This window comes from Motiliproteus sp., assembly GCF_965230735.1.
Classification (GTDB): Bacteria; Pseudomonadota; Gammaproteobacteria; order Pseudomonadales; family Balneatricaceae; genus Motiliproteus.
The window spans coordinates 1,798,394-1,819,079 of sequence record NZ_OZ246016.1 but is presented as its reverse complement, the minus strand read 5'-3'; the positions used below and the strand labels follow the sequence as shown (position 1 = coordinate 1,819,079).

Here is a 20,686-nt window from a genome sequence, read left to right as displayed (position 1 = left end):
TATCCAGAAAATAGCTACTGTCATCAAGGCAAACGGAGATCGTCACCATGCACAGCAACAACACATGCTTAAGAGAACACCTGGCCGTCGGGCGTCCTGAAAGTGCTGTACGCAAGGCTTGTAATACTCACGTCCTGTCGCTGACATCCCTGCGACTGCTGCTGAGACACTGGTATCAGAACTGGCGTACACGACGCCAGCTGTCCCAGCTGGACAATCACCTGCTGAAGGATATCGGCGTGAGTATCGGCGAAGCCCAGCACGAAGCCGGCAAGCCGTTCTGGCGTGACTGATACAACCTGCAAAGACAACGCTTGAACATGCTCAAGCGGCACCGGACTCAGCCGGTCGATTCGACCAGACGAAGCAGATCGGTCAACTGCCGGAGTTCATGGACCCGCCCGCTGGCAGCCAACGCCGGCGGCAGTTCCACGCTCTGGGGATTCAGCCAGCAAACTGTCAACCCGACGGCCAGAGCCGGCTCGACATCTTTAGTCAGCGAATCGCCAACCATCACGACGTCATCGATCTGACAGCCCAATCGGGCCAGGATACTGGGGTAGTATTCAGGTGATGACTTACCCAATCCCAGGTTCTGGCGGCAGAAATAACCGCTTAAAAAGCGATCCATGCCCTGTCGTTCAAATTCGGTTCGAATCTCTGCTTCGGAGGAGTCCGCCGCACTGGTAGCGAGGTAGAGTTCGGCCCGGATCGATAAGCGTTCCAGCACCTGCCGAGCCCCTTCGACCAGATCAACCCGCGGCCAGTCGGCCATCTTGCCCTGAAAACGCAGGGGATCGATACGCGAGTGATCCACCATCAGGGTGTCACCCCAGTCGAACAGAAAGATCGGTTGGTTGAGCAAAGCCATCGCGAAAGCCCGGCGGGTTAACCGACCGTAAACGACAGCAGCATGCTGATATGACTGACCGGCCGACCGCTTTGCTGCTGCCAGGTATTGAAGGCATCCTGCACTTTCTGCAGATCCCGTTTGGCGGTTGGGGCCTTATCCACAACCCCCTGCGCCTTCAGCGCCGCAATCACATCATGACTGAGCCGGAACGTATCCTTGCCCACCATGCGCAGGAACGAGGCTCCTGATTGTCCGCCCAACTGAGCTCCGCGTTTTTTCAACAGCGCCCAGAGGCCGATAATATCGTCCACCGGCCAATCGGCGATAAAGCGCCCGAATCCACCATGGGTTTGTGACAGCTCATGGACCATCAACGCGTTGGTTCGGATCGACTTGATCTTGCCCCAATGGCGGATAATGGCTTTGTTCTGCATCTGGGCCTCGAGCTGCTCATCGCTCATATAGGTCAGTTTCAGCGGGTCAAAGCCGAAAAACGCTGTCTCGAAGGCGGGCCACTTACTGTCCACCAGTGAGTGCTTCAACCCTGCACGGAACACCCGTCGACACATATCCGACAGGTAGCGATCATCCGAGATCATCGCCAGTTGTTCCGGCGTTTTTACCTCCGGCAAACGACTGAACGCGTAATCGGCATCCTCGCGGTTGCTGACATGCTCCAGAATCCAGTCAAAGTTCTTCATCTTGATCCCGCTCTGCGTCAAAGGGGACACACTGTAGCGTCCCTTGGCTTTGTTCGGCAAGGAAGCAAGAATCCGATAACGCCCGAAGCATCATCACGGCTGAATACCGTTATTAGCCTTTCCGGCCGACATCGCAGGTGCCGACTTTACCGGGTCACCTGCGACTCAGAGGTCCGAGAGAACTACAGCTGTTCGGCCAGGAATTCCCCGAACCGCTTCCACGACTGGGTGTCGGCCTCTTCCCGATAACGGGGCGAACCAAAAACGGTGAAAGCGTGGGGGGCGCCACTGTAGGTGATCATCTCATGGGGAACCGAGCTGGCCTCCAGCTGCTCACCCAGCGCGGCGAACTGGCTCAGCGGGATGGCGGTATCGGCACTGCCGTGCATCACCAGCACCTTGGAGCGGGTCGCGCTGTAATTCTGCCCCTCAGGGGTTTTCAGGCCACCATGAAAGGTGGCGAATCCCTTCAAATCGACCCCGGATCGGGCCCATTCCAAGACCGCCGCACCACCGAAACAGTATCCGGCTGCCACTGCCTGGGTCACATTTGCCCCTTTACCCCGGGCCACCTCCAGCGCGCCGTTCATCAAAGCCCGCATCTTGTCGCGATCCTTATACAGCTCACCGGTATGCTGACGCTTGTCCTTCACTTCGGTCGGCCGAACCCCTTTTCCGAACAGATCCATCGCAAACACGGCATACCCCATCGCCGACAGCATCTGGGCACGTTTGACTTCGTAGTCGGTCAAGCCGTCCCAGTCATGGATCAGCAGCACCAACGGCGCATTCTCCGACGGGCTGATGTAATACCCTTCGTAATCTTGCCCATCAACCTGGTAGGTCAGCATGCCGCCATGATGCTGGGCCATCAGCTGAGTACTGGTCGCCAGCAACAGTGTTGCCAACGCGGATATGAATCTTTTCATCAGGGCTTCCTCCGATCTCCAACCCGTAACAATTCCGATTAAACCGCTCGGAAATTAAGTGTAGCTACTGCTGGATGATTTGCGTCGATCCAATCCAGCCCGATAATCCAACCCGATAAAAGGCCGCCAAAGCCCGTACTTTGTACCTTTGTACCTTTGCCCACTTCCACGCCTCCTGAGCGACACGTATGATTGAGTGTTTACACCACACTCAGCCGGTTGCACGGGATAAAGGGGAAGAGATGTCCGTCGTCAGGAAATCAAACAAGCTGATCAACGTCTGCTATGACATTCGTGGACCGGTTCTGGAAGAGGCCAAGCGTCTCGAAGAGGAAGGTCAGCGGATCATCAAGTTGAATATCGGCAACCCGGCACCGTTCGGATTTGATTCTCCCGAAGAGATCATCCAGGACGTGATCCATAACCTGCCCTCGGCCCAGGGTTACTGTGATTCCAAAGGCTTGTTCGCAGCCCGCAAGGCGGTGATGCATGAAACCCAGCGTTTGAAGATCCCCGGTGTCACCATCGACGACATCTATCTGGGCAACGGCGTCAGCGAGCTGATCGTGATGGCGATGCAGGCGCTGATCAATGACAATGACGAGATGCTGATCCCGGCGCCGGACTACCCGCTCTGGACTGCGGCCGTCAGCCTGGCCGGCGGCAACCCGGTTCATTACCAATGCGACGAGCAGGCCGACTGGTATCCGGATATCGATGATATCCGCAGCAAGATCACCGATCGGACCCGCGGTATCGTGGTGATCAACCCCAACAACCCCACCGGCGCGGTCTACCCGCCCGAATTGTTGGAGCAGATCATCGAGCTGGCGCGCCAGCATAATCTGATCCTGTTCGCCGACGAGATCTACGACAAGATCCTGTTCGATGATGCTGTTCACACCCCGATGGCTTCACTGAGCGATGATGTGCTGACGCTGACCTTCAACGGCCTGTCCAAGACGTATCGATCAGCGGGCTTCCGCTCCGGCTGGATGATCATCAGCGGTCCCAAACACCGCGCTCGAGACTATGTCGAAGGGCTCGACATGCTGTCCAACATGCGACTCTGCGCCAATGTCCCGGCCCAGAATGCGATCCAGACCGCCTTGGGAGGCTATCAGAGTATCCAGGAGTTGATCGTGCCCGGCGGTCGACTGCGGGATCAACGCGACGCGGCCTACGAGATGCTGACCCAGATTCCCGGGGTCAGCTGCGTCAAGCCCAAGGGCGCCATGTACCTGTTCCCGAAACTGGATCCCAAGATGTATCCGATCCACAACGATGAGAAGCTGGCGCTGGATCTGCTGATTCAGCAAAAGATCCTGATCGTACAGGGCTCCGGCTTCAATCTGCCGGACACGCAGCATTTCCGAATTGTGTTCCTGCCCCGTGAGGATGACCTGCGCGACGCCATCGGACGAATCGGCACCTTCCTGTCCAGTTACCAACAATAAGCTCAGGGCGGCGCCCCTTGCCGAGCGCCGCTTTAGTTACTAGGATGGCCCTAACTTATGGAAAGCGGAGTTTCCTGATGGTACGCATCGCGGTTCTGCTCATGGCGCTGTTATCAGTCAACAGCTACGCCGAAACCCCCAACAACATTGCTGCCCTGTGCAAGAAGGAATGGCCCGGTAACAAAGGCATGCAAACCTTCTGCATCAAAGAGAAGCGCAACTATCAAGACTGGATGAAGTACGTGCGCAAACGGGTATACCGCGACGAAGATGAGCGCGAGAAGATCGACGAGTGTATCGGCGATCATAAACCGGATTACCGCAAAGCCTACGATTGTTACTTTGATAGCGGCGTGTTTAACATTAGCTTGTTCTAAACGAAAACCTGCTAGACTCTGAGAGTCGATCTTAAAGATCGGCTCTTTTTTTATCTGCCTGACAGGTCCCCGATGATTCTTGGCACGCTGTTTACCCGTCGATCACGGGTTCAACTCTTCCTATTGATCACCGCCCTGCTACCCGCCAGCCTGATGGCCGGTCAAACGACTCCCGACCCGGTTCGTATTCTGACGCTACAGGACTTCAAGCCCTTTATCTGGTGTGAAGAGGGAACTCCCAAAGGGATCGACATCGATATCATCCGGGTCCTGTTTGAACGGGCGCAGCGCAGCTACACCTTGGAATGCCAGCCCTGGAAACGGGCCCTGAACCTGATCAAGACCGGCCGGGCCGATATGCTGCTGTCGGCTTACAAAACTGAAGAGCGGCAGCAGTTCGCTTACTTCTCCTCCCTGCCGATTCACCTTAGCAGCTTCAATTTGTTCACCCCCCGAGGCCAACATTTCAAATTTACCGGTATTGAGAGCCTTAACGGTTATCGCATCGGGATACCGGCCGGTTACAGCCTGGGAGCGGAGTTTGACGCAGCCAGCAAGGCCGGCGCCTTCAAAGTCAGTCCGAGCTACAGTACCGAAAGTGGCCTGATGATGCTGCTTAAGGGACGGATCGACCTGTACATCGACAGTAAGCAGGTGGTCCGCTATACCGCCAACCAGATAGGTCTCAACGAGGCGATCAGCATGGTGCAGCAACCTCTGAGCAAACCTCGCCCGGCCTATTTCATGTTCTCCAAGGCCTCAACGGTGGTGGAAAAACAAAACCTGCTGGCGATCCTGGACGAGTCCCTGGCCCAAGTTTGGTCTGACGGCACCATGGAAAGAATCGTCAAAGCCTACACACACCCTGACTCCCATCAAGAAAGTCGCTTGTTTAACTCGCTTTTTCCCCTGGTTAGCTACCATACTTACAGCCGCTGAGATTCTACGACTTAAGTAGGTATACTAGCGCACCCTCATCGGAGGGAACGGCCCAAAAAAATACTTATAAGGCAGGTCAGGACCAGACCTCCCAACCTCAATAGCAAGGACACAAAAGTTAGTAGTGAGTCCGTGTCGGAAATACGGATCGGGAGAGATACATGCAAGTAACCCAGAAAGTTGCGCTGGTGGCCTCCACCATCGTAGCGCTAGCCTTTACTCTATTTTCTTGGCTGCAGTACCACTCGGTGCAGCAAGCCCTCTATGAGAAAACCGAAAATAGCGTGGCAGAGTCTTCTGTTGTGCTGTCACACCAGATCACCAACTGGCTCAACGGCAAGCTGTCGCTGATCGACATGATGGCCGAGAGCATCGACGCCGAGTTTAGCGGCGACAGCATCCAGCGGGTGTTCGATACCCCGATGCTGAAGGACGAATTCATCCTGATTTTCGGCGGACTCGATACCGACGGAGCCCGGATTACCAATGACCCGAGCTGGAATCCAACCAATTGGGACGCGCGAAAGCGCCCCTGGTATCCCTATGCCCGCTCCAATAAGCAGGCCGTATTGACCGACCCCTACCCGGATGCCGCCAGCGGTGAGATCCTGATCTCTGCGGTGGCCAACTTTACCGATAACGGCAAGTTTATGGGGGCCTTCGGCGGCGACCTGAGCCTGAAGACCGTGTCCGATGCGGTCAACACGCTCAATTTCAACGGCACCGGTTACGCCTTCCTGTTGAATGCCAACGGCGGCATCATCAGCCACCCGAACGAGGAGCTGAACGGCAAACAGATCAGCGAACTGTTCAGCGGCAAGCAGCCGCAACTCAGCGGCGAGCTGCAGGAACTGGAGAGCAACGGCAGCAAGGTACTGACCGCCTACAAAGCACTGGACAACCTGCACGGCAGCCAGTGGCTGATCGGTGTTGTGCTGGAGAAGAACAAGGTAATGGCGGCCGCCAACGCCTTCGGCACCCGCGCCATCATCGGTACCGTGATCAGCGTCTTGGCCTGTATTCTGGTGCTCTACTTCACCATGGGTCACCTGCTGAAGCCGCTGACCGGTTTGCGTCTGTCACTGCAGGAGATCAACAAGGGTGAGGGCGATCTGACCCGACGCTTGGATGTCAGCAGCAAGGACGAGTTCGGCCTGCTTTCCGGTGACTTCAACCAGTTTATCGAACATCTGCAGAAACTGATCTCCGAAACCAAGGAAGTTTCGCAGGAGATTCGCAACAACACGGAGCAGACCTCCGAGTCGTCCAATAGCGCCGCCGGTCTGTTGGAGCAGCAGCTGCAGGAGCTGGATCAGCTGGCCACGGCGATGAACGAGATGGCCTCGACCGCCCAGGATGTTGCCAGCAATGCCCAGCTCGCCGCTGATTCGGCCAAGGCCGCCGATGGCGCCGCCGAACAGGGGGTCAGCGTGGTCTCCCGTACCACCGAGTCGATCCAAAAGCTCAGCAGCGATATGGACGAGGCGGTCAGCACCATCAGCGAGCTGGCCAACTACAGCAACAATATCGAATCGATCCTGACGGTCATCACCGGGATCGCCGAGCAGACCAACCTGCTGGCACTGAACGCCGCCATTGAAGCAGCCCGGGCCGGAGAACAAGGTCGTGGTTTCGCGGTGGTTGCCGACGAAGTTCGGGCATTGGCGTCTCGTACCCAGGAGTCGACTGAAGAGATTCAGAAGATGATTGAGCAACTGCAAAATGGTGTTCGCAAAGCCGAACATACCATCAACGAGTCCCGCCAGATGGCCAGCGATACCAACGAGGTTGCGGCGGAGGCCAACCTGGCCCTGTCGGAAATCCGCGAAGGTATTCGTCAGATCAACGATATGACAATTCATATCGCGACGGCGGCCGAAGAGCAGAGTGCGACCAGCGAAGAGATCAATCGCAACACCACCAACATCCGCGATATCTGCCAGAACGTGTCCCATAGCGCGCAACAGCAGTCGACGCTTTGCGGAACCATGGTAGAACTGACCCGCAGTCAGGACCGGACCCTGAACCAGTTCAAGGTCTAATTTCCCGACAGATCTTGGGCATCTCGCTCAACCCTACACCCCGGCCCTGCTGCCGGGGTGTTTTCGTTTGGATGATCGATAATTCCGCGCGACTCCCCCTCAGTGATCTTTATCAAAAACTTATATCTATCAACAAACTAACTACCAATAACCGGTCATTTAGCGGCTTTGGTTGCATAGCGGTTCGACCGATATCCCCCTAGTATTCGTTTCGATAATCACAAGGAATTCAGGTCGATGAAAACAAAAATCAACGTAGCAAAACCGCTGGTTATCCTGCACGGCGATGAGATGGCGCAGGTGGCCTTTGAGCAGATTCTCGAACAGTTCATCCACCGCCATCTGGAGATTGAGTTGGTGGAGATAGACCTGACCGCCGAAAACCGCCTGATCACCAACGGCGAGGCGGTGCGCGATGCGATCAAAGCGCTGAAGACCCACGGGGTCGGGATCAAGAATGCCGGCATGACCGTGAACCGCAGCCAATTGGACGAGCTGCTGGCCAAACACCCGGATATCGACGAAAACCAGCTCGACAAGCTGGCCACCAAGTCGCCCAACGGCGCGATTCGCAAAGGGATCGGCGGCAACATTACCCGCGAAGATATCCAGTTCCGCAACCTGCAACAGAATCCGCCGAACTGGATCGGTCGGGATATCGATGTCGATACCATGGAGCACGGCGGCAACAAACACAGCGCCAACGCGCTATCCAAAGCCACCGGTGTCGTCAAGCTGATGTTCGTCGGCTCCAGCGGCGATCCGGTGGAACTGCACCGCCGCAAGATCAAAAAGGGCGACCCCTGGTTGCTCTCGACCAACGACCTGGAAGACGTTCGACACTGGGCTCACCGATTTTTCCAACGTGCCCTTGATGAACAGCGCGACGCTTACCTGGGACTCAAGGACACCGTGATCCCTGGCTACGATGGGGTAATGCGTGAAGCGATCGAAACTATCTATTTTGAGCAGTACAAGGCCCAGTTCGAACAGGCCGGCCTGAATTACCACTACGAACTGATCGATGCCCAGGCGGCCCGGATCATCGCCAATCCGCCGGAGCGAGCGCTTTGGGGCGTGCCGGACAACACCACCGGTCGGAAGCTGTTCAAACTGGTGCGGGAATTGAAGAAGTACGGCATTCCCAGCCGCGATTCCAACACCTCCATCTCACGGATGAGCGCCGGCGGTGGCGACCAGTACGGCAGCTTCAATATGCCGGTCCCCGAAGACGGGATCGTTAAGGTGGTGATCGACGGTGTCGAAAAGCACGCCCGTGAGGTCAAGGCCGGTGATCCGATCCTGTTGATGAGCAACGACCGCCGCGCCATCAAAGACTGGGTCCGGCAGGTATTCGAGGACGCCTCGCGCAACAGCAAGGAGGTCTACTTCGGCCTCAAGCGTGAATACATGGAATACGATGACGTCTTCAGCGACGTGATTAACGAGGTTCGCACTGAGCTGGCGGCCGACAACACCGCACCACCCTCTTTCATGATCATGCGCCCGTCAGCCCAGCTGAAAAAGATGATCGCCGATCCGGCCCGCAGCGCCATCTATCCGGCACTGAACCTGGACGGGGATATCTTCTCCGATATCTCCGCCGCACTGGGCGGCAGCCTGGCCACCGCCAGTTCGATCATCCTCAGCAAGGACGGCACCCTGCTCTACGAAGCGCCCCACGGCACCGCCCACGACCTCTACCTGCGCTATCAGGAGACCGACGGCAAGGAGGCCAACTTCAACTCCTCAGCACTGCTCTATGCCGTCGCCAACGCCCTGGAGACCCTGGGCGAGCGTGAGCAGAACCAGCCGCTGATCGATTACGCCCTGGGGTTGAAAGAAGCGCTGATCGAGACGGTCGCGCAGGGCACCATCACCGGCGACCTGAAGGGCAAGACCCTGGAGCCCGACAACGAGAAGATTGTCGACCTGTACGGGTTCCTGGATGCGATCGAAGCCAACCTGCCTTCCGGCCTATAGAGCAATCGGCAGACTGTAACCGCCCCTCTGCGATACCTCACTGACCGAGCGGCGCGGTGAGGTATCTGGCGCCGATCAGCGCGAATCATCCTCCCCTTCGGGCGAATCGATTCGGTTCATCCGGTTCAAATCCCCCGCAATAGCCGAGGTGGTGGCCGCCGCCGCCAACTTGGGATCGACCGCCGCGGTCTGATGGGACCCACTCGCAGCCGCACCCTCAGTCGTGGCAGACTTTTCATCCCCTTCCGGATTTTCAGGCTGAGGCATCAGCACATGCACCGCACGGTGGGCGAAGTGAATGCCATGGGCTTCCAGCCCTTCCTTCACCCGGCGATAGGCTTCACGTCGGATGATCCACTGCTCGCCCGGCTTGGAGGTAAATTTCATCCGGAAAATCAGCGCCGACTCCTCTACCCGCATCACACCCTGGGATTTCAACGGAAGAATGATATTAGGCCCCATCTCCTCATCATCCATCATCGCCAAGCCGATCTTCTTGATGATCTTGCGCACCTTCTCAACGTCGGTATCGTAGGGCAGGCGAAACTCCAGTTTCATCGTCACCCAGTCACGGGACAGGTTTTTGACCGTGGCGATCTCGCTGTAGGGAATCGTCTGCACCGCCCCCAGGTGATGACGTAACCGCATCGAGCGGATGGAAATATTCTCCACCGTGCCGCGCATGCTCGCCGCCTCGATGTACTCGCCCCGTCGAAACGCGTCATCGAGCAGGAAGAACACCCCGGAGATCACATCCGCCACCAACTTCTGGGCCCCGAAGCCGACCGCGATACCGACCACACCGGCACCGGCCAAGAGAGGGCCGATCTCCACCCCCAGCGAGCTGAGGATCGACAGCACCACCGTCACCACCAGGATCGCGAGGATAAAGGAGCGCATCAGCGGTAACAGGGTTTCGGTACGGGTCGCTCCGCCACCGCCGCCCTCGCCCTCAGGGGTCTCGCTCTGCTGCTCTGCCTGTTCTGGCAAACGACGCTCGATGGCGGACTGGATCAGCTCCCAGGCAATAAAGGCCACCAGGGTAATCACCAGCATATCCACCAGTGCCTGCAACAGCTGGCGTACCCAACCAGCCTCCATCATCGCCATGGTCTTGTAGCCCCAGCCCTCGGCCAGGAAAAACACCGCCAACGCCAGCAGGATCAAACGCAGGCCGTTCTGCAGGATGCTGCAAAAGCGCTTCGAACGCAGTTCGAAACGAGGGCTCTGCAGCAAGCGAACCGTCACCAGATTGGCTAACAAGGCGGCAAAGAGTCGATCGACCAGCGGGAACAGCAGCGTGATCCACCAACTGATCGACAGTTGCTCGGCCGCCGCCCTGTCACCGACAAAGATCGAATAACCCCACAGCATCCATAGACTCAGCAACCAGATACTGGCCAGAATCGGCCATGACTGGACCACCACCTGTTTGAGGTTGGTATCACGGGCATCCGGGTTGCTGAACATCTGGGTGATCGTGGCCCGTTGATTCCACACGAAGGCATTCACCATCAGGTTCAACACCAAACCCGCTGTCGGCAGCAACAGCTGCACCATGATCGGCTCCATTCCCAGCGCCACGGCCAACCCGATGCCGTTAACCAGCGCGCCGTAGTAGAGGCTGAAGGCAAATACCCACCAGTAGATCCTGGCTGCCTGCCGGCAGTGTAGAGCCAGCGGCCTGATCCCCTTGGCGTGAGGCGCCAGCACCGCCTGCGCCAGCACCATCACCAGCCGGACCGTCACCATCATGCTCAATATCGCCAACAGCGCCGAGCGCCAGGACGATTGCGCCTCGGTGACCAGCAAGGCCAGTACCAGAGCTCCCAGGCCGAAGACGCCAATGCCGATCGCGTTGAAAACCATCCGCAAACTCAGGTAGCTGAGCGTGGTTACCCAGTTATCGGAGTTCTGGTGCGAGATATTGTCCGCCAACCGCTGTAGGCGCCAGCCAAACAGCTTCTCCGCGACCACCCCTGCCAACAACATGGCGCCGACCCAGAGCAACAGTTCCCCGATCCCCAGCCAGCCCTGCTCAGCGCTGAGACTCTGCCAGATCCGTTGCTGCTGCTGATCCCAGCCGGCGAGGCTGGTTTTCAACTGCGCCAGGCTCTGCTCAAAGCGGCTGGAGGTCTGCTGAACCTGCTCCATCATGCTCGATTGCCCACCGGCGTCAGGCTGATTTTCCGAACCTGCGCCGTCATCGGCGGTGGCCATCATCTCCATCAACGTTTGCCGAACCTCGGCATCGGTCAGGTGGGAGATATCCTCTCCTTCAGCGACGCTGTGATGGGAGAACAGCAGCACCACGCTCATCAGTAGCCAGCCGGTCAGCGCACGAAGTCGGTGGGTAAAACGCTCAGGAACGGGCATGTAACATCCTCTGTACAGGTGGGATCAGCGTCGGGTCTTAGATAAGTTGAAAAAATTGTAGGGGCAGCCCATCCCGGAATCAATCGGACTCTGTTCGGGACTTCAACCCAACAGGTTCGAGAAAGCTGGATAAATCAGTGGCCTGAAGGGGCAGCAACCCAAGCACCTAAGCCTGGGGAGGGCATCTGGGGCTAGGTGCAGAGGTAGGAAAAGGACAACAACGATAGCCCGGGTCACCACGGGCAGGGACCGAGCGCTGCATGCCGAGGGTCAGGTTGCGGTTACCAGTCCAGGTCCCGCCGGTCGAACAGCGATGCACTTAATGTCGGCTGGTGGTAATGCTGACAGAGCCCGTCTACCAATCGTTGTGCCCGATCGCTAAGCCCCTGCTCCAGATATCGCAGCACCTGGGCGTAAACATTGTCCTTAAAGGCGCGGGTATCGGTGGCCTCGCCGTTAAGGTTGTCGCAGCTGATACGGAAATAAAAACCACAGGCCCTGGCAATGATCCACTCCAACGCCTGGGGTTTGACCTCAACCTTTTCGAACTCGGCCTGCTCGTCGGCGGTGCGGCCGTCGGGGCGATACCAGTAGCCGAAGTCCTCCAATAGACGCCGCTGCGGCCCGGCAATCAGCCAGTGGCTGATCTCGTGCAGCGCACTGGCAAAGTAACCGTGGGCAAAGACAATCCGGTGGTGGGGATGCTCGGCATCGGCCGGCAGGTAGATCGGCTCATCGTCGCCGCGTACCAACTCGGTGTTATGACTGTCGACAAACAACCCATTGAACAACGCAATCAATTCATCGCAATCATGCGCTTGCGTGGCAGGATCTTGCGAGACGGAGAGGGGTTCCTGAGATACGGCAACCGTCTGCTGGCACATCAGAACGGCTCCCACTGGTTGTCTTTAAGCCACCAGGAGATACCGTTGTTGCGATCGATCCGCGCCGCGACAAAGCCTTTGATGTCGTTGGGGTTGGGTTGCATCACCACTTGGTATTCAGACTCGGGCAACACCCCGACCTCTTGAATCTCGAACCAATCGCCCCCGTCAGCCTTCCAGGTCGTTCCGCTGCTACGATCCAGCTTTAACAGAATCCAGCCCTTACTGCTGTAAACCGATACCAACTGGTAGGGCGCCCGATCCGTGACTGAAGAGTTAACCACCGACGGCTGTGAAGTCTCGGCCGACATCTGTTCGAGCCGGAACACCAGTTCGGTCAACTGGTCCAGCGTCGAAGGACCGGCGTTCTGCTCCATCTGGCGCTGCACCTGCTGGGTCTGCAGCTGCTGCAACCGCTGCAGCCCGGCCAGCTGTTGGCCGTTCTGAACACTGATCCGCTCGATCCGCTGGTTCAGTTCGATCAGTTTCTCCTGCATCAACATGATGCGTTGTTCGACCGATTCGAACCGTTCGGCGTTGGCATCATTGACGCGCTGGGCCAATTCCGCGGCGGCTGCCGGCTGAGGAGCCACAGCCGGGGCCTGTTCAGCGCTGGGCTGTACCGCATTGGCCTGGCACCCGGCCAGGCCCAGCAATGTGATCGTCAGTAACAGCGGCGAAAATCTAGCCATCATTCGGTTTCCATCATCGTAGGTTCGCCAGAGTCTATCAGAGCGACAGGATATCCAGCAGCTCCGGCTGGGTTTCGTCGGTTGCGGCACCCGCCAGGGTGAAGTTGTCAAAGTCGAACAGCTGATTATCCACCAGGTGGGACGGCACCACATTCTTGAGACTGCGGAACATCACCTCGATCCGGCCGGGGAAACGCTTGTCCCAGTCCTGCAACATCGCCTTGATCGCCTGACGCTGCAGGTTCTCCTGCGAACCGCACAGGTTACACGGAATGATCGGGAACTCGCGCAGTTCGGCATAACTGACGATATCTTTCTCGCGACAGTAAGCCATCGGTCGGATCACGATATTCTTGCCGTCATCGCTGCGCAGTTTCGGCGGCATGGTTTTGAGCTTGCCGCCGTAGAACATGTTCAGGAACAGGGTCTCCAGAATATCGTCACGGTGATGTCCCAGGGCGATCTTGGTAAAGCCGTGTTGCTGGGCAAAACGGTACAGGGTGCCGCGTCGCATCCGTGAGCAGAGACCGCAGGTGGTCTTACCCTCCGGCACCACCTCTTTGACCACCGAGTAGGTATCGCGCTCGATGATATGGAACGGGATATCCTGGCCGCTCAGATACTCGGGCAGTACATGCTCCGGGAAGCCGGGTTGTTTCTGGTCCAGGTTGACCGCCACCACTTCGAAATTGATCGGCGCACTCTTCTTCAAATTCAACAGAATATCGAGCATGGCGTAGGAATCTTTGCCACCCGACAAACAGGCCATCACCTTGTCGCCCTCTTCGATCATCGAAAAGTCATCGATCGCCCGCCCGACCTCACGGCGCAACCGCTTCTGCAGTTTGTTCAACCGGGTTTTCTGCTTCTTGGTCACCGCTTCCGGGCTATCTATTTCCGAACCGTCCGCCTCAGCAGATATCTGCGCTAACGCGGCATCGGTTGGCTCAACCATCTCGATCGTTTGAACGGCAATTTCAACAGCATCGGGGGCTTGAGGGTCAAAGGTCTGGGTCGACATCAGTACGAATCCGAATGGGGCAAACGACCCATCAACAGGGCCGTGCCTAAGGCTAAAACAGGCGCGCGATTGTACGCCAAAAGGGACATTGCAACCAGACAAAGCGATCAAAAAACAGCCAACTCCGCGGCCTGATCAGGGGCAAAATTGATCGGAGGCAAATCGGTTTAAATCAAACCGATCTCAGTGAAACTCAAAGGCCCAGATAGGCCCAGGACAGCAGCAGATAGCGCCCCAGTTTGCCGGTCACGATCATCAGCGCGCAGAGCCACAACGACTGTCGCAGCCAGCCACTGATCAGACACAAGGGGTCACCGATCAGCGGTAGCCAGGACAGCAGTAACACCGGGGCCCCATGACGCTGCAACCAACTCAAGGCTTGTTGCTGGCGCGGTTTCAACGGTCGGGACGGGAAGCGACGACCGAGCCAGTAGCCCATGCCCCAGGTCACCAGGCCGCCGAGGCTGTTACCGGCACCGGCGGTCAGCACCAGCAGCCAGACCGGATACTGAGCCTGTTCCAATAGATAAAGCAGCAGAATTTCTGAACCGCCGGGTAACAGTGTCGAGGCAATAAAGCCGGAGCTGAACAGTCCCCAGAGCGGCAACCAATCCATCATCTAATCCCAAGCGCCGCCGCTACAGTCGCTGCTGGCGTCGCAGCTCGAGCCGAACGCAGTGCAGCAGCGCCGGCTCGAAGCGATGATCCAGGCTTTCGGCCACCTGCTTCAGATCCCGAACACCGGCATCATGGAAATGCAGCAGCGCGGTTTCGATCTGTTGCTGTTCGGTATCGGTCAGCTCCAGCAGCTGTTCCAGCGGCACACCGTCGCGCTCGACCAGCGCCGCGATCTGTCCCATCACCTCGGAAATCCCGGCCCCCAGCCTCGCCGCCGCCTGCTGCGGCGTCATCCCGGCCCGCAACAGGGACTGCAGTTCGGCGCGTTGTTGTGCGGCAGCCTCGGCAACATTGTCGGCGCTGAAATCCTGCAACAGTTCGAGAAAATCATCGCCGTAGCGTTCCAGCTTGGTACGGCCCACCCCACTGATATGGGCGAACTGCGCCAACGTGGTCGGCTGCTGCTCGACCATCTCCATCAGGGTAGCGTCGTGGAAGATATAGAACGGCGGCACATCCTGCTCGTCGGCCAGCCGTTTACGCAGCTCACGCAACGCATCCCAGAGCTGTTGTTGCTGCGGATTCAAACGCTGATGACTGGCAACCCGTAATTTGCGGGATTCACCGGCGCGGGCAGCCCGTTTATCCTTGCGCAGCTGTAACGCCTGTTCGCCACGAAGCACCGGACGGCAGCGCTCGGACAATCGCAGCGCGCCGTAGTTATCGTGATCGACATCCAGCAGCCCATGGGCCACCAACTGGCGGAACAGCGAGCGCCACTCCTGCACGTTCAGCTCGGCACCGATACCGAAGGTGGACAGTTGCTGGTGGCGATACTGGCTGATCTTCTCGGTCTGCTTGCCGATCAGAATATCGATCACATGGCTGACCCCAAAGCGTTGGCCACTGCGGTACACCGTCGATAGCGCCTTGCGCGCCGCCTCGGTGCCGTCCCAGGTCTCGACCGGTTCCAGGCAGGTATCGCAATTGCCGCAGGGTTGATGATCCTGCTCGCCGAAATAACTCAGCAGCGCCTGACGGCGACAGCTGGTCACCTCACACAGCCCCAGCATCGCTTCCAGTCGCTGCCGCTCGACCTGTTTCTGCAGTTCCTCGGCATCGGAACTTTCCAGCATCTGACGCAGGAAGATCACATCCTGCAGTCCATACACCATCCAGGCATCGGCCGGCTCGCCGTCACGACCCGCACGCCCGGTCTCCTGGTAGTAAGCCTCGATACTCTTGGGCAGATCCAGGTGGGCGACAAAGCGAACATTGGGCTTGTCGATTCCCATGCCGAAGGCGATGGTGGCCACTACGATCACCCCCTCTTCGGTCAGAAAACGGTGCTGATGCCGGGCCCGGGTCTCGGCCGGCAGACCGGCATGGTACGGCAGCGCCTGCCAACCCTCGGCGCACAGAAAAGCCGCCGTTTCCTCAACTTTCTTGCGCGACAGACAGTAGACGATACCGGCATCGTCGGGGTGTTCGGTCTGCAGAAATTTCTTCAGCTGCTGTCGGGCGCTCTGCTTCTGGGCAATACGGTAGCGGATATTGGGGCGATCAAAGCCCTGCACGAACACCGCTGCCTGCTCCAACGCCAACCGACGGATAATCTCCTCGCGGGTGCGCTGATCGGCGGTTGCCGTCAACGCAATACGGGGCACCTGCGGAAACTGCTCGTGCAGTACCGACAGTTTCAGGTATTCAGGGCGGAAATCATGGCCCCACTGGGAAACACAGTGGGCCTCGTCGATCGCAAACAGCGACAATTTGACGCTCGACAGCATCCCCAGGGTGCGGGACTGTAGCAGTCGCTCCGGGGCGATGTAGAGCAGCTCCAGCTCTCCATTGAGCAGCGAATCCTCCACCCCGCGAGCCGCTTCCGGATCCAGGGTCGAATTCAGGTAGGCGGCACGAATCCCCAGTTGCGACAGCGCCTGGACCTGATCCTGCATCAACGCGATCAACGGCGAAACCACCAACGCGGTGCCTTCGCGGATCAGCGCCGGCAGTTGGTAACAGAGGGATTTCCCGCCACCGGTGGGCATCAACACCAACGCATCGCCGCCCTGCAGCAGGTTATCGATCACCTGATCCTGGGGGGGACGAAACTGGTCGTAGCCGAAGGTGGCGCGCAGGCGCTCGAGAGCAAGATTTAGCATGGCGGCTGATTATCCGGGATCGGTCCCTCGCTGCAAACCTTTTCGTGCTGTTGTCCCGGCGGAATGATCATTTTTCCTTTCGACACAGGACAGTACCTTCTGTGGCCCCCAGCGAGTACAATGGCGCCAGTTTAACTATCCAGGCCACCAGAGAGACGCCATGACCGAACTAGCCAACGCCAGCCCCCTCGACGAAGCCGAAATTGATGAGCTGGAGGCTTTTCTGTTTTCCGATTTGGTTTCTGAAGAGGCGCTGGACTATCCCAGCCTTCACGGCCTATTGAGCGCGGTGGCGATCTGTCCGACAGTTATCGACAAAGCCGAGTGGCTGGAAGCGATCTTCGACGGCCAACCCCGTTATGCCGACGACGCTCAACAACTACGCATCGAATCCCTGCTGCTAAGAGAACTGGATGGTATTCGTACCGAACTGGACCACGAAGAACCGCCGGAACTGCCCTGCGATCTGGAACTGGATGAAGACTCGCTGCTGACCCCGTGGAGCCAGGGCTTTATGGAAGGAGTGTTTATGCGCGAAGAAGATTGGTTCGGCAGCAACGAGGAGCAGGTCGCCGAGCTGCTGCTGCCGATCATGATCGCGTCCAAACTGTTCGACGACGATGCTGAGCTGCAGCAGATGCGCGCCAATCCGAAACTGATTCAAGGGCTCTGTCAGGAGATTCCCGATCTACTGACCGATCTTTATCTGCTGTTTCGGGTACCGGACCAAGGTCAGCCCAAGGGGCCGAAAGGCAAGGCTGGAAAAGCCAAGTCCGGCCGCAAACGTTAACGATCCGGATCGGATCAAGCTACGCCGGTCATTCCTGCGGCTCCGGTCATCCAACCGGAGCCCGATATCAGATTCAGAGGCTATCCGACATTACGCTGTTTGATCTTGGCGACAACCAGCCCCACAACCATACCGGCTCCAAAAGCGCTTAACAGCGGCCACATCCCCCAGTCCAACGCCAACACAGCCAGCGCGGCCACCAGAGCCAACACAAAGGCGATCCACTGCGCCGCCAGAAAACGCTTCGAAGGCGCCGCATAGTATGCACTGAGCACCCCCGCCAAACCCGTCAGACCGGCGACCAGTAGAAATATCACCTTTTCCACCGCCAACAGATCACCGCTGTAGCAGCTACCCTCAAAACGCGTCTGATCGGGACAGGCAATATCGAGAAACAACAGATAGCTACCGGTACCCAGCGCCATTACCAGAGCGCCGACCGCAGCAACCACCAGAGGCAGCGCCATCCAGCGCCAGACCGAGCCTTCAGACATGAAATTTCACTCCTGGGACACTATGAGCAACCTGACCGTGTCGCCACGTCAGGTTATGTAGCGGCAGGGTATACCAGCAGCACGGAAGTCGAATTGATATGGGTCAGAAGCCGAATGGCTTTACGACAACCAGGCTGCAAACTCCGAGCTGCGACCCTGGACTTCAAACCCTAGCCCAGGGTTTTACCGGCTCTCCTCATCGGGGGGCTTTCTCGGGAATCAGCTGCAGCGCTTTGAGCATCATCCGCCGACCGGTTTGCCACTTTTGCTCAAGACTCATATCCGCGCGTTCCAGGCTGATCTGGATCGAGTAAGCCGCCATCAAGGCCGCCTTGCACAGCATCCGGTTGGGCTTGAGATAGCCCATCGATACCAACGGCTGCTCAAACAGTTCGAGGATAAAATAGCGATACCCCCGGGAGAACTCCCGCAACTCGGGCAGGCGATCAACTTCAACCAACAGCGCCGGCAGCCGGGAACCCTGGTCCAGTGTCAGTTTCAGATGGGCATCGATCACGGTGACAAAAAGCTCATCGGCGTCGGAGAACGATTGGCCACTGACGGCATTGCGTAGTGCTTCGGAAGTGAGTTCCACTTCGCTCTCCAGCAGACGCTTGAGCACCTCTTCCTTGCTCTTGAAGAACCGATAGAAGTGGGTACGCGAGGTATTGGAAGCAGCCAGAATATCGGCCACCCGACAATCATGGTATCCCAGATCCGCAAACGCCTTGGCAGCCCCCTGCAGAATCGTTCGATCTGCATTACTGCCCCGCGGCCGTCCACGCTTTCGCTTAACCGGCAATTCCGCCGTTTCCAACTGTTGATTCATCGTCCTAATGCCTCATGTTGCCAGGCCAACCGCCCTCATCCATCAAAAAATTGGTACTTAAAAAACGGGCAGGCCTCACCCACCCATCAATCAACCTGCGGCAAACATATTAGAGAAGCCTAAACGAATTATAGCCTGAACCCCAGGCTATAGAAGCCGCGGCGGGAGCGGTTTTACGATTCTCCGATCCAGCCTGTGATAAGCACCAACCTTGCAGTTGCGATGACGTCTCCGCCCAGTATCCTTACAAAATGTGTGTTTATACCTTATAGACACAGGCGGAGTAAATAGACGTCGGCGAGCTTTAGAACGAGTTTGAATAATACCCCAACGGCCGAGGAGCCGCGCCTGGACAAGCTGGCCAGGCGACAGCACCGCTCAAAGCTGGAGAAAAAGTTGCGTTAAAGCCGATTGGCCAGACCCAACTGGGCAGGGTAAGGCTTTAGATAACGCTGACCACGGATATAGTCGCTACCGTGCAGATTAACGTAGTGCTCCAGCATCGCCAGCGGCGTGGCCAGATTCACCTCGCCGTCACGGTAACGTTCGATCAGTGTCAGTATCTGCCGGCGCGCCTGTTGCTGCACAGAACGCTTCAGATAGCCAAAGATATGCAGCAGAACATTGCAGTGGTTCCGACGGCTGGCCGGTTTCGCAATTGCCTGCATAAAACGCTGATGATACTGGTCCCGCAACGTCGCAATCTGGCCCGGCTCCGCTTCGGCCAGTAACCGCCCCAGACTCCGATACTCGGTTTGAGAGTGTGCCATCAACACATACTTGTAGTCGCGGTGGAATGCCATCAATCGACCCAGGCTCAGATTGCCATCGACCAGCACGCGGAAATGGTGGTGGGCATAAACCCGCAAAATGAAATTCTCCCGCAGTCGATCATCATTGAGTCGCCCCTCCTCTTCGACTGGCAGGTCCGGGTAGCGCGCCTTCAAGGTTTGGGTGAACAATCCCATGCTTCGTTGCGGGTGAGGATGACCATTGGCTTGGTAGACCTTGACCCTTTCGAGTCCGCAACTGGGCGAATTCTTCATCAAGATATAACCGTCGAGCTGCGCCAGCGAATCCATCACCGGCGTCACCGCCTGCTGGAAGCGCTCGGTGACCTCCTGTTGTTGATCATTGGAAAACACCAAGCGGGGGGCGTTGGGGTCCCCCACCAGTCGCAATGTGGGTCTAGGAACGCCCAATCCAGTGGCGACTTCCGGACAAAAACTGCGAAAGTTAAAATGCTCCGCCAGCAAGCGGGTGCAGAGCTTGGAATGACTGTGTCCACCGTTGTAGCGAACTTCATTCCCCAGCAGACAACTACTGATCCCAACGGAAATGGCGCCGGCCTGGGTCGAAATACTGGTCTCATCGGTTGTTGAGGTGGCAATAAGTTTCATCAGTTAGCCCTCCGGAGTCAGATTGAGCGCTGGTTACCGCTGACATCAACAGCATGAATAGATCAAAAAATAACCTATAAATTTGTTTTTGTCCAAGACAAATAGTATTTTTACTATGGAGTCATATTAATCACCC

Annotated in this window: 19 protein-coding genes; 7 read left to right on the top strand and 12 right to left on the bottom strand. The window is 57.5% G+C overall.

Annotated features, from left to right (window positions below):
- Positions 1-47 precede the first annotated feature (47 nt).
- Complete coding sequence (locus tag ACO05M_RS08485; RefSeq protein WP_421870207.1) at positions 48-293, top strand: DUF1127 domain-containing protein; 246 nt, start codon at positions 48-50, stop codon at positions 291-293.
- 47 nt (positions 294-340) lie between these two features.
- On the opposite strand, the gene ACO05M_RS08480 is transcribed toward ACO05M_RS08485, so the two are convergent.
- The 3 genes from ACO05M_RS08480 to ACO05M_RS08470 all read right to left on the bottom strand — a co-directional run bounded on the left by ACO05M_RS08480 (position 341) and on the right by ACO05M_RS08470 (position 2,483).
- Positions 341-871 carry an HAD family hydrolase gene (locus tag ACO05M_RS08480; RefSeq protein ID WP_421870204.1) on the bottom strand — a complete coding sequence of 177 codons (531 nt, stop codon included), beginning with the start codon at positions 869-871 and terminating at the stop codon, positions 341-343.
- A gap of 17 nt (positions 872-888) precedes the next feature.
- The gene (locus tag ACO05M_RS08475) at positions 889-1,554 is read right to left on the bottom strand and encodes a DNA-3-methyladenine glycosylase I (RefSeq protein ID WP_421870700.1); all 666 of its coding nucleotides are present in this window, start codon (positions 1,552-1,554) and stop codon (positions 889-891) included.
- Positions 1,555-1,736: 182 nt separating this feature from the next.
- Complete coding sequence (locus ACO05M_RS08470; protein ID WP_421870202.1) at positions 1,737-2,483, bottom strand: dienelactone hydrolase family protein; 747 nt, start codon at positions 2,481-2,483, stop codon at positions 1,737-1,739.
- 242 nt (positions 2,484-2,725) lie between these two features.
- Between ACO05M_RS08470 and ACO05M_RS08465 the strand changes: the two genes are divergently transcribed.
- From ACO05M_RS08465 to ACO05M_RS08445, 5 genes are all read left to right on the top strand, one after another.
- Positions 2,726-3,940, top strand: a complete 1,215-nt coding sequence (locus ACO05M_RS08465) for a pyridoxal phosphate-dependent aminotransferase (RefSeq protein ID WP_421870697.1) — start codon at positions 2,726-2,728, stop codon at positions 3,938-3,940.
- A 101-nt stretch (positions 3,941-4,041) separates the two neighbouring features.
- On the top strand, positions 4,042-4,317 hold the full coding sequence (locus ACO05M_RS08460; protein WP_421870199.1) for a hypothetical protein: 276 nt from the start codon (positions 4,042-4,044) through the stop codon (positions 4,315-4,317).
- Positions 4,318-4,389: 72 nt separating this feature from the next.
- On the top strand, positions 4,390-5,256 hold the full coding sequence (locus tag ACO05M_RS08455) for a substrate-binding periplasmic protein (RefSeq protein WP_421870195.1): 867 nt from the start codon (positions 4,390-4,392) through the stop codon (positions 5,254-5,256).
- A gap of 161 nt (positions 5,257-5,417) precedes the next feature.
- Entirely contained in the window at positions 5,418-7,298 is a 1,881-nt protein-coding gene (locus ACO05M_RS08450; protein WP_421870192.1) for a methyl-accepting chemotaxis protein, read from the top strand.
- Positions 7,299-7,535: 237 nt separating this feature from the next.
- Positions 7,536-9,281: an isocitrate/isopropylmalate family dehydrogenase gene (locus ACO05M_RS08445; protein WP_421870188.1), complete on the top strand. Its 1,746-nt coding sequence runs from the start codon at positions 7,536-7,538 to the stop codon at positions 9,279-9,281.
- A 75-nt stretch (positions 9,282-9,356) separates the two neighbouring features.
- On the opposite strand, the gene ACO05M_RS08440 is transcribed toward ACO05M_RS08445, so the two are convergent.
- From ACO05M_RS08440 to recQ, 6 genes are all read right to left on the bottom strand, one after another.
- The gene (locus ACO05M_RS08440) at positions 9,357-11,657 is read right to left on the bottom strand and encodes a mechanosensitive ion channel family protein (RefSeq protein WP_421870186.1); all 2,301 of its coding nucleotides are present in this window, start codon (positions 11,655-11,657) and stop codon (positions 9,357-9,359) included.
- Between the two features lie 281 nt (positions 11,658-11,938).
- Positions 11,939-12,541 (bottom strand): elongation factor P hydroxylase, encoded by a 603-nt coding sequence (locus ACO05M_RS08435; RefSeq protein WP_421870184.1) that lies wholly within the window; start codon positions 12,539-12,541, stop codon positions 11,939-11,941.
- A complete protein-coding gene (locus ACO05M_RS08430) occupies positions 12,541-13,236 on the bottom strand; it encodes a hypothetical protein (protein WP_421870181.1) in 696 nt (231 codons plus the stop codon). Before ACO05M_RS08430 ends, ACO05M_RS08435 begins: the two co-directional genes overlap by 1 nt.
- A 34-nt stretch (positions 13,237-13,270) precedes the next feature.
- Complete coding sequence (gene ttcA, locus ACO05M_RS08425) at positions 13,271-14,254, bottom strand: tRNA 2-thiocytidine(32) synthetase TtcA (RefSeq protein ID WP_421870178.1); 984 nt, start codon at positions 14,252-14,254, stop codon at positions 13,271-13,273.
- Between the two features lie 193 nt (positions 14,255-14,447).
- Positions 14,448-14,873: a YqaA family protein gene (locus tag ACO05M_RS08420; RefSeq protein WP_421870174.1), complete on the bottom strand. Its 426-nt coding sequence runs from the start codon at positions 14,871-14,873 to the stop codon at positions 14,448-14,450.
- A 19-nt stretch (positions 14,874-14,892) separates the two neighbouring features.
- On the bottom strand, positions 14,893-17,037 hold the full coding sequence (recQ, locus tag ACO05M_RS08415; protein ID WP_421870170.1) for a DNA helicase RecQ: 2,145 nt from the start codon (positions 17,035-17,037) through the stop codon (positions 14,893-14,895).
- Positions 17,038-17,197: 160 nt separating this feature from the next.
- Between recQ and ACO05M_RS08410 the strand changes: the two genes are divergently transcribed.
- Positions 17,198-17,827 (top strand): YecA family protein, encoded by a 630-nt coding sequence (locus ACO05M_RS08410; protein ID WP_421870167.1) that lies wholly within the window; start codon positions 17,198-17,200, stop codon positions 17,825-17,827.
- Positions 17,828-17,907: 80 nt separating this feature from the next.
- Here the strand turns inward: ACO05M_RS08410 and ACO05M_RS08405 are convergent, their stop codons facing one another.
- From ACO05M_RS08405 to ACO05M_RS08395, 3 genes are all read right to left on the bottom strand, one after another.
- The gene (locus ACO05M_RS08405; protein ID WP_421870164.1) at positions 17,908-18,321 is read right to left on the bottom strand and encodes a hypothetical protein; all 414 of its coding nucleotides are present in this window, start codon (positions 18,319-18,321) and stop codon (positions 17,908-17,910) included.
- A gap of 196 nt (positions 18,322-18,517) precedes the next feature.
- A complete protein-coding gene (locus tag ACO05M_RS08400) occupies positions 18,518-19,150 on the bottom strand; it encodes a TetR/AcrR family transcriptional regulator (RefSeq protein ID WP_421870161.1) in 633 nt (210 codons plus the stop codon).
- Positions 19,151-19,551: 401 nt separating this feature from the next.
- Positions 19,552-20,550: a YbgA family protein gene (locus ACO05M_RS08395; protein WP_421870158.1), complete on the bottom strand. Its 999-nt coding sequence runs from the start codon at positions 20,548-20,550 to the stop codon at positions 19,552-19,554.
- Positions 20,551-20,686: the final 136 nt, after the last annotated feature.